Here is a 9,013-nt window from a genome sequence, read left to right on the forward strand (position 1 = left end):
GGCCGGGGCCGGCGAGCGCGCTCAGCCGGTGAATTCGTAGTCGTCGAGGTCGAAGCGCCGGCTGCGCCAGTAGGCCTCCACGGTGGTGGTGGGGCGCAGCGGCACGTCGCCGTTCTTGTCGAAGTAGTAGCTGTTGGCCAGGCGGCAACTGTCCTGCCAGAAGATCTGCCGGTGCCGTCGGCGCAGCATCTCGGCGAAGTACCGGTCGTTGGCCTCCTCGGTGACCTCGACCCGCGTCGCGCCCTCGCGTCGCGCCCGTTTCAGGCACCGCACGATGTGGTGGGTCTGCGTCTCGATCAGCGCGAAATACGACGAGCCCACGTAGCCGTACGGCCCGAACACGGTGAACAGGTTGGGGAAATCGGGGACGCTTACGCCCTCGTAGGCCTGCAACCGGTGTTCGTCCCAGAACCGGCTCAGCGACTTGCCGCCGCTGCCGGTGACCGCGAACGTCGGGACGTCGTCGGGATCCATCACTTTGAAGCCGGTGGCCAGGATCAGCACGTCTATCTCGTGGTGTTCGCCGTCGGTGGTCGCGACCGCGTCGGGCGTGATCTTGTCGATCGGCTCGGTCACCAGTCGCACGTTGTCCCGGTTGAACGTGGCCAGGTACTCGTTGTGAAAACCGGGGCGTTTGCAGCCGACCGCGTAGCGCGGGGTGAGCTGGTCGCGCACCGCCGGGTCGTGCACCTGTTTGCGTAGGTAGGCCAGCCCGGCCGATTCCATCCTCTTGGCCAGCGGCAGGACGGTGAAGTAGTGCGCGGAGATCGGGAAGGTGACTTCGACGAAGGCCTGGCTGAGCAGCCGTTGCAGAATCTTGCCGCCGGGAATGCGCATCGCCCAGCGGGCCGGCGCGGGCAACGCGACGTCCAGCTTGGGGAAGCACCAGATCGGGGTGCGCTGAAAAACGGTGAGCTGGGCGACGATCGGCGCGATCTCGGGAATGACCTGGACGGCCGAGGCGCCGGTGCCGATGATCGCGACGCGCTTGCCGCTCAGGTCCTGGTCGTGATCCCAGCGGGCCGTGTGCATCGTCACCCCGCCGAAGGTGTCCACCCCGTCGATGTCGGGCAGGTTGGGCACGGTGAGCACGCCGCACGCGCTGATCAGGAACCGGGCGGTGACCGTGCCCCCCGGGTCGGTCTGCACCCGCCACAGGCACTGCTCGTCGTCGAACTCGGCCGATTGCACCTTGGTGTTCAACCGGATTCGCGACCCGATGCCGTATTTGTCGACGCAGTGTTCGGCGTACGCCTTGAGCTCACGGCCCCGGGCGTACGTGCGCGACCAGTCCGGGCTCTGCTCGAAGGAGAACTGGTAGGAGAACGACGGAATGTCCACGGCGATACCGGGATACGTGTTCCAGTGCCACGTCCCGCCCACCCCGTCGCCGGCCTCGACGACGAGGTAGTCGGGCAGTCCGGCGCGGTCGAGCTTGATGGCGGCGCCGATCCCGGAGAAACCGGCGCCCACGATCAGGGTGTGGTAATCGGGAGTGCTGTTCATCGGTGCCCGCCTAGGGGTGTAGCGCCTTCTTCAGGGCGGCCAGCCCGCGGTCGGTGGCGTCACCGGCCGCGGGGATCACCAGCGCGAAGCTGGCGTAGCCGTGGACGAGGGTGGGCTCGTTGCTCAATTCGGCGGGCACGCCCGCCGCGTTGAGCAGTTCGGCGTAGCGGGCCCCGTCGTCGCGCAGCGGATCGTGTTCGGCGGTCCCGATGAACGCGGGCGGCAAGCCGGACATCTCCGTCGCGTTCGCCGGGGCGAGGGTGACGGGCAGCGTCGTGGGGTCGCTGATGTCGATGTGCGGCAGGTACCAGGACAGGAAGGCGTCGATCACGTCGCGGTCCAGGATGGGCGCGTTGGCGTTCTCGGTGAACGACGGCAGCGACAGGTCGGCGGTGACGACGGGGTACCACAGCAGCTGGAAGCTCAGCGCGGGCCCGGCGTTCTCGTTGGCCAGGTGGGCCATCACCGCGGCCAGGTTGCCGCCGGCCGAGTCGCCGGCCACGGCGATCCGGTCGGGGTCACCGCCCAGCTCGGCCGCGTTCTCGGCGACCCAGCGTAACGCCGCCCAGGCGTCGTCGACCCCGGCGGGGAACGGATGCTCGGGTGCCAGCCGGTAGTCGACCGACACCACGATGGCCTCGGCGCCGACGGCGTGCGAGCGGGCGACGGGGTCGTGGGTGTCCAGGCCGCCGAGGCAGAACCCGCCGCCGTGGTAGTAGACGACGACCGGCAGCGCTTCCGCCGGTTCCAGGGGTGGCCAGTAGATGCGCACGGGAATGTCGCAGTGCTCGCCGTAGTCGATCGTGCGGTCCTCGATCCGCAGGTCGGGCAGCATTTCGGGCGGCACCTGGAGCATGCGCATCCGGCGGCGCGCGACCTCCACGCCGTCGGACGCTCGGAACGTCAACGGGAAGGCGTCCAGCAACGCCTTGAACGTCGGGTCGATGCCCGCGCGGGCGAAGGTGGGCTCCGTCATGGATTCACCGTACGCCCAGCATTCACCCGCGCAGGCCGGTTCGCAGGGCGGTCAGGCCGCGCTCCATCGCCGCGGTGGCCGCCGGCACCACGCCGCCGTAGCCGAGGTACCCGTGCACCAGGGTCTCGGCGTTGTGCACCTCGACGGGCACGCCTGCGGCGCCGAGCAGTTCGCCGTACCGGATGCCGTCGTCGCGCAGCGGGTCGTAACCGGCGACGGCGATGTAGGCGGCCGCGAGCCCGGACAGGTCGGCCGCCCGCCCCGGCGCCATGCCCGGCGGCGGGGCCGACAGGTCGACTTCGCCCGCGTACCACCGCGAGAACTCCGCGACGGCCCTGACGTCGAGGATCGGCGCGCCGGCGTTTTCGGTGAAGGACGGCAGCGAGGAGTCCCACATCGTGGAGGGGTACCACAACAGCTGGAACAGGATCGGTGGTGCGCCGTGATCGCGCGCCCGCTGCGCCATCACGGCGCTGATGGTTCCACCGGCCGAATCCCCGGCGACGGCCAGCCGATTCGGGTCGCCGCCCAGCTCAGCGGCGTGCTCGGCGGCCCAAAGCGTTGCGGCCCAAGCGTCTTCGACCGCGGCGGGGTAGGGGTGTTCGGGGGCCAGCCGGTAGTCGACGGACACCACGATGGCGTCGGCGCCGACCGCGTGCTGGCGAGCCGTGCCGTCGTAGCTGTCGAGGTCGCCCACGACGAAGCCCCCGCCGTGGAAATACAACACGACGGGCGGCACGGTGCTCTCGGATTCGATTGGCGGCCAATAGATCCGGACGCCGACGGGCCCCGCCGGGCCGGCGATGGCCCGGTCCTCGACGCGCAGCTTCGGGTGCAGCGGCCGGCGGGGCAGGTCGCGGAAGCGCTGCCGCGCCGCGTCAACGCCGTCGTCGGTGGATAGCCGGAAGGGAACCGCATCCAGTACCTTCTGCAGGATGGGGTCGATCGCGGGCTTTTCGTCGGCTGTGTTGTCCAAGCTTGGCATGGAGGTACCGTACGCATCTCGTCTGGTGCTCGGCGGCTGGGTGGTGGCCGGCTGGGCGGCGCTTGGCTACGGCGTCTACCTGACGGTGTTGGCGCTGGGCTCGCCGCCGGGAACCGAGCTGACCGGGCATTGGGTGCTGCAGCCGCTGTTCAAGGCCTCGATGGCGTTGTTGCTGACGGCCGCCGCGGTGGGCCACGCCGTTGTCCGCGAGCGGCGGTGGCTGATGCCCGCCCTGCTGCTGTCGGCCGTCGGCGACTGGGCGCTGGCGATTCCGTGGTGGACCCAGTCCTTCGTCGTGGGCCTGGCCGCATTCCTGTTGGCCCACTTGTGTTTCCTGGGCGCGCTGCTGCCGCTGGTGGCCAGGCGCCCGTCCAGGCCGCGCATCGCTGCCGTGGTCGCCATGTGCCTGGCCACCATCGCGCTGCTGGCGTGGTTCTGGCCGCACCTGGGCAAACTGGCCCTCCCCGTGACGGCCTACATTATGGTGCTGACCGCGATGGTGTGCGCCGCCCTGTTGGCGCAGCTGCCGACGATCTGGACGGCGGTGGGGGCGGTGTGTTTCGCGGCGTCCGATTCGCTGATCGCCATCGGCCGCTTCATCCTGGGCAACGAGGCACTGGCGGTGCCGATTTGGTGGTCGTACGCCGCGGCGCTGATCCTCATGACGGCGGGGTTCTTCTTCGGCCGTGAGGCGCCGGCCGACGCGGGCGACCCGGCGCCGGCCGAGGGCTGACCGTTCCGGGCCGGACGGTAAAGGCGTTGGACGACAACCCATTTCGATTGTGTAGGGCGCCGTGAGCGGCGGCCCGCGCACGCCCGGTGAGGTCGAACCCATCGCCCGGGTGCTGCCGATGCTCTCGGTGCCGCACCTGGACCGTGAGTTCGACTACCTGGTGACGGCCGAGCAGTCCGACGACGCCCAACCGGGGGTGCGGGTGCGGGTGCGGTTCCACGGCCGGCTGGTCGACGCGTTCGTGCTCGAGCGCCGCAACGACACCGACCACCCCGGCAAGCTGGGTTGGCTGGACCGCGTCGTGTCGGCCGAACCGGTGCTGACCCCCGAGATCCGCCGGTTGGTCGACGCGGTGGCGGCCCGCTACGCCGGGACCCGGCCGGACGTGCTGCGCCTGGCGGTGCCCGCCCGGCACGCCCGGGTGGAGCGGGAAGCCGCGGAAGTCCCGCGGCCGGCGGTGCCCGCGCCCGTCGACCCGTCGGCGTGGGAGGCGTACGGGCGGGGCGCGCAGTTCCTGGACGCGCTGGCCGAATCCCGGGCCGCGCGCGCGGTCTGGCAGGCGTTGCCGGGGGAGTCCTGGGCGGACCGCTTCGCCGAGGCCGCCGCCCAGACCATCCGCGCCGGCCGGTCGGTGCTGGCGATCGTGCCCGACCAGCGCGACCTGGACACCCTGTGGCGCGCCGCGACCGCGCGCGTCGAGGAGGCCGCCGTGGTGGCGCTTTCGGCCGGGCTGGGCCCGGCCGCCCGCTACCGGCGGTGGCTCGCCGCGCTGCGCGGCCACGCGCGGCTGGTAATCGGCACGCGCAGTGCGGTTTTCGCGCCGCTGAACGACCTGGGTCTGGTCATGGTGTGGGCCGACGCCGACGACACCCTGGCCGAGCCGCGCGCCCCCTACCCGCACGCCCGGGAGGTGGCGATGCTGCGCGCGCATCAGGCGCGGTGCGCGGCGCTGATCGGGGGCTACGCGCGCACCGCCGAGGCGCAGGCGCTGGTGCGCAGCGGCTGGGCGCACGACATCGTCGCGCCCCGGGCGGTGGTGCGCGCCCGCACACCGCGGGTGGTCGCCCTCGACGACACCGGCTACGCCGACGAACGCGACCCGGCCGCGCGCACCGCGCGCATTCCGTCCATCGCCCTGCGCGCCGCCCGGGCGGCGCTCGAGGCCGGGGCGCCGGTGCTGGTGCAGGTGCCCCGGCGCGGCTACGTCCCGTCGCTGGCGTGCGCGCGCTGCCGCACCATCGCGCGGTGCCGGCACTGCACCGGCCCCCTGTCGCTGCAGGAGGGCGGCCAGGCGCTGGTCTGCCGGTGGTGCGGGCGCATCGACCCGACGCGGCGCTGCGCGCGCTGCGGGTCGGACGCCGTCCGCGCGGTGGTGGTCGGGGCGCGCCGCACGGCCGAGGAGCTCGGCCGCGCATTTCCCGGTACCGCCGTGATCACCTCGTCGGGGGACGGCGTCGTGCCCGAAGTCGCCGCCGGCCCGGCCCTGGTGGTGGCCACCCCGGGCGCCGAGCCCGCCGCGTCCGGCGGCTACGGCGCGGCTTTGTTGTTGGATACCTGGGCGCTGCTGGGCCGCCAGGACCTGCGCGCCGCCGAGGACGCGCTGTGGCGCTGGATGAGCGCCGCGGCGCTGGTGCGGGCCCGCGGGGACGGCGGCATGGTGCTGGTGGTGGCCGAATCTTCAATTCCCACAGTGCAATCGCTGATCCGCTGGGATCCGGTGGGGCACGCCGATTCGGACCTGGCGGCCCGGACCGAAGTGGGCCTGCCGCCGAGCGTGCACATCGCGGCCCTCGACGGTGCCGCGGAAGCGGTGGCGGCGCTGCTGGACGAGGCCGGGTTGCCGGACGGCGCCGATGTGCTGGGGCCGGTCGATTTGCCGGCGGGGGTGCGCCGCCCGGCGGGCACCCCGCCCGGGGTGCCGGTGACGCGGATGCTGGTGCGGGCCCGCCGGGAGCAGGGCCTGGCGCTGGCCGCGTCGCTGCGCCGCGGCGTGAGCGTGCTGTCCGCGCGCCAGGCCCACGAGCCGGTCCGGGTGCAGATCGACCCGTTGCACGTCGGATGACCTCCCCAAATTTTGCCAAAGGGGATAGTATGCGTCGGAAATAGTGCCTGACTACGATATTGGAAGGTTGTTACACTTCCACTTCTTTAGCCACCGAGAGACCGGAGATTCTCCGGAGAGGGGCGAGATGGCAGCGGAGAACGCGACCACGGCGGACGAGTCGCTCGATGCAATCACCGACGCTTTGCTGACGGCTTCCCGCTTGCTGGTTGCCATCTCGGCACGCTCGATCGGCCAGGTCGACGAGACCATCACGATCCCGCAATTCCGCACGCTGGTGATCCTGTCCAACCGCGGCCCGGTCAACCTGGCGACGCTGGCCGGTCTGCTCGGCGTGCAACCGTCGGCCACCGGGCGGATGGTCGACCGGCTCGTCGCGGCCGGACTGATCGACCGCCTCCCGCACCCCACGTCGCGGCGCGAGCTGCTCGCCGCGCTGACGAAGCGGGGGCGGGAGGTCGTGCGTCAGGTCACCTCGTACCGGCGCAACGAGATCGCGACCATCGTCGAGAAGATGCCGCCGGCGGAGCGCCACGGCCTGGTGCGGGCCCTGACCTCGTTCACCGCCGCCGGCGGAGAGCCCGACGTGCACATGGACGCCGACATCGATTTGTAGTGTCGCTCAGCGCTTCTCGGCGGTGACCAACAGGTACTCCCACTTCATGGCGCCATTGGTGAGGTATTGCTGCGCGAGTTCGACGAGTTGGGCGTCGAGCTCGGCGGCCAGCACGCCGTTGTGGCCGATGTTCGCATACGCCTCGATCGTCGGGCCGTAGTGGCTTTTGAAGTACGCGTGCACCGCCTCCGCGGTGTCGAACCGGTTCACTTCCAGCAGGCCCCGCACCGCCGTCAGCCGGCCCACCCGATCGCCGAGCAGTCCGGTGACGTAGCCCTCGCGCCCCCACAACGCGGCCGGCGGTACGGCCTGCGACAGGCTGGGCCGGTAGGGCCGAATGGTGGCGAGCATCCGGCCGAAAAACCCCTCCGGGGTCCAGCTGATCACGCCGATCGTCCCGCCCGGCCGGCAGACCCGAACCAGTTCGTCGGCGGCCCGCTGCTGCTGCGGCGCGAACTGCACGCCGATCGCGGAAATGACGACGTCGAACTCGCCGTCGCCGAAGGGCAGGGCGTGCGCGTTGGCTTCCCGGTAGTCGATGGTCAACCCGTGCGCGGCGGCCCGGGCCCGCGACCGCTGCAGCAGCTCGGGGGTGAGGTCGCTGGAAACGACGGCCGCGCCCGTCGCGGCGGCCGGCAGCGTGATGTTGCCGGACCCGGCCGCGACGTCGAGCACCCGCATGCCCGGTCCGATGCCGGCGGCCTTGACCAGGACGGGGCCCAGCGGGGCCATCACTTCCTCGGCCATCAGGGCGTAGTCGCCGAGCGCCCACACCGCGCGATGGGGAGCGGCGTCGCTGATAGTGGTGTCGAGAGTCATCAGGCCTCCTTGGGGGTAAGGAAAGGACTGCCCACTCGACGTCGTTGTCCCTAGCACGGCAGTGCGGCCGGCCGGAATAGAAGCTAACCGCTAGAAACAGTATGCATCAGAAATAATGTATCCACGCAAGTTAAAGTCAGGGCGCGGGTGCGGCTTTCTAGACTGTGCCGGTGCGCCTCGTCTTCGCCGGCACCCCCGAACCCGCGCTGCCCGCGCTGCGCCAACTCATCGATTCGCCCCGTCACGAGGTGATCGCCGTGCTGACCCGGCCCGACGCCGCCGTCGGCCGGCACGGCAAGCCGCAGCCGTCGCCGGTGGCCCGCGAAGCGCTTGACCGGGGCATCCCGCTGCTGCGGCCGGCGCGGCCGAACTCGGACGAGTTCGTCGCCGAACTGTCGGAACTGGCGCCCGACTGCTGCGCGGTCGTGGCGTACGGCGCGTTGCTGCGCGACGGCCTGCTCGGCGTGCCCCCGCACGGGTGGATCAACCTGCACTTCTCGCTGCTGCCCGCCTGGCGCGGGGCGGCGCCGGTGCAGGCGGCGATCGCGGCCGGGGACACCATCACCGGGGCGACGACGTTCCGGATCGAGCCCAGCCTGGACTCGGGCCCGGTTTACGGGGTGGTCACCGAGACCATCCGACCGACCGACACCGCGGGGGAACTGCTTGAGCGCCTGGCCGTTTCGGGTGCGGTGTTGCTGTCGACGACCCTGGACGGCATCGCCGATGGAACGTTGACGCCGCGACCGCAACCCGCCGACGGCGTCAGCATCGCGCCGAAGATCACCGTCGAGCAGGCCCGGGTGCAGTGGGACTTGCCGGCGCACGTCGTGGAGCGCCGGATCCGCTCCGTCACACCCAATCCCGGCGCCTGGACGCTGATCGGCGACCTGCGCATCAAGCTCGGCCCGGTGTTCATCGACGCCGATGCCCCAGAGCCGTTGGCGCCCGGCGCAATTCACGTTGATCGCAAGAACGTCTGGCTCGGCACCGGTTCACAAGCCGTGCGGCTGGGCCAGATACAGCCGCCCGGAAAGAAACTCATGAACGCCGTCGACTGGGCCCGCGGCGCGCGTCTCGATCCCGCGACGCGGGCGACATGAGCCGGCCCCGGCAATCGGACCGCGGGCGCGGCAGGCGGCGCCGGCCGCTCGACCCCGCGCGCGCCGCCGCGTTCGGCGTGCTGCGGGCGGTCAGCGAGCGGGACGCCTACGCGAACCTGGCGCTGCCCGCGCTGCTGCGCGACCGGGGGATCAGCGGCCGGGACGCCGCGTTCGCCACCGAGCTGACCTACGGCACCTGCCGCACCCGCGGCC

The 9,013-nt window shown here is 71.7% G+C and carries 9 protein-coding genes; 5 read left to right on the plus strand and 4 right to left on the minus strand.

Annotated elements, in window-relative coordinates:
• Window positions 1-21 precede the first annotated feature (21 nt).
• From A5680_RS14350 to A5680_RS14360, 3 genes are read right to left on the minus strand one after another with little or no spacing between them, the layout of a single operon-like run.
• On the minus strand, window positions 22-1,506 hold the full coding sequence (locus A5680_RS14350) for an NAD(P)/FAD-dependent oxidoreductase (RefSeq protein ID WP_067820319.1): 1,485 nt from the start codon (window positions 1,504-1,506) through the stop codon (window positions 22-24).
• A 10-nt stretch (window positions 1,507-1,516) separates the two neighbouring features.
• Complete coding sequence (locus A5680_RS14355; protein ID WP_067820322.1) at window positions 1,517-2,482, minus strand: alpha/beta hydrolase; 966 nt, start codon at window positions 2,480-2,482, stop codon at window positions 1,517-1,519.
• A gap of 22 nt (window positions 2,483-2,504) precedes the next feature.
• The gene (locus tag A5680_RS14360) at window positions 2,505-3,467 is read right to left on the minus strand and encodes an alpha/beta hydrolase (protein WP_067820325.1); all 963 of its coding nucleotides are present in this window, start codon (window positions 3,465-3,467) and stop codon (window positions 2,505-2,507) included.
• On the opposite strand from A5680_RS14360, the gene A5680_RS14365 reads away from it, so the two are divergent.
• From A5680_RS14365 to A5680_RS14375, 3 genes are all read left to right on the plus strand, one after another.
• Window positions 3,466-4,200, plus strand: a complete 735-nt coding sequence (locus A5680_RS14365; RefSeq protein WP_055403736.1) for a lysoplasmalogenase — start codon at window positions 3,466-3,468, stop codon at window positions 4,198-4,200. The genes A5680_RS14360 and A5680_RS14365 overlap by 2 nt on opposite strands.
• Window positions 4,201-4,261: 61 nt before the next feature.
• Complete coding sequence (locus tag A5680_RS14370) at window positions 4,262-6,262, plus strand: primosomal protein N' (protein WP_231977629.1); 2,001 nt, start codon at window positions 4,262-4,264, stop codon at window positions 6,260-6,262.
• 127 nt (window positions 6,263-6,389) lie between these two features.
• Window positions 6,390-6,878: a MarR family winged helix-turn-helix transcriptional regulator gene (locus A5680_RS14375; RefSeq protein ID WP_055403737.1), complete on the plus strand. Its 489-nt coding sequence runs from the start codon at window positions 6,390-6,392 to the stop codon at window positions 6,876-6,878.
• A 6-nt stretch (window positions 6,879-6,884) separates the two neighbouring features.
• On the opposite strand, the gene A5680_RS14380 is transcribed toward A5680_RS14375, so the two are convergent.
• Window positions 6,885-7,697 (minus strand): class I SAM-dependent methyltransferase, encoded by an 813-nt coding sequence (locus tag A5680_RS14380; RefSeq protein WP_067820328.1) that lies wholly within the window; start codon window positions 7,695-7,697, stop codon window positions 6,885-6,887.
• Window positions 7,698-7,867: 170 nt separating this feature from the next.
• Here A5680_RS14380 and fmt point away from each other — a divergent pair, with 170 nt between their 5' ends.
• Complete coding sequence (gene fmt, locus A5680_RS14385) at window positions 7,868-8,800, plus strand: methionyl-tRNA formyltransferase (protein ID WP_067820345.1); 933 nt, start codon at window positions 7,868-7,870, stop codon at window positions 8,798-8,800.
• Window positions 8,797-9,013 (plus strand): transcription antitermination factor NusB (locus A5680_RS14390; protein ID WP_369817937.1); only part of this gene is annotated, 217 nt, incomplete at its 3' end. The genes fmt and A5680_RS14390, both read left to right, overlap by 4 nt.

Source organism: Mycobacterium sp. E2989 (assembly GCF_001667595.1).
Classification (GTDB): Bacteria; Actinomycetota; Actinomycetes; order Mycobacteriales; family Mycobacteriaceae; genus Mycobacterium.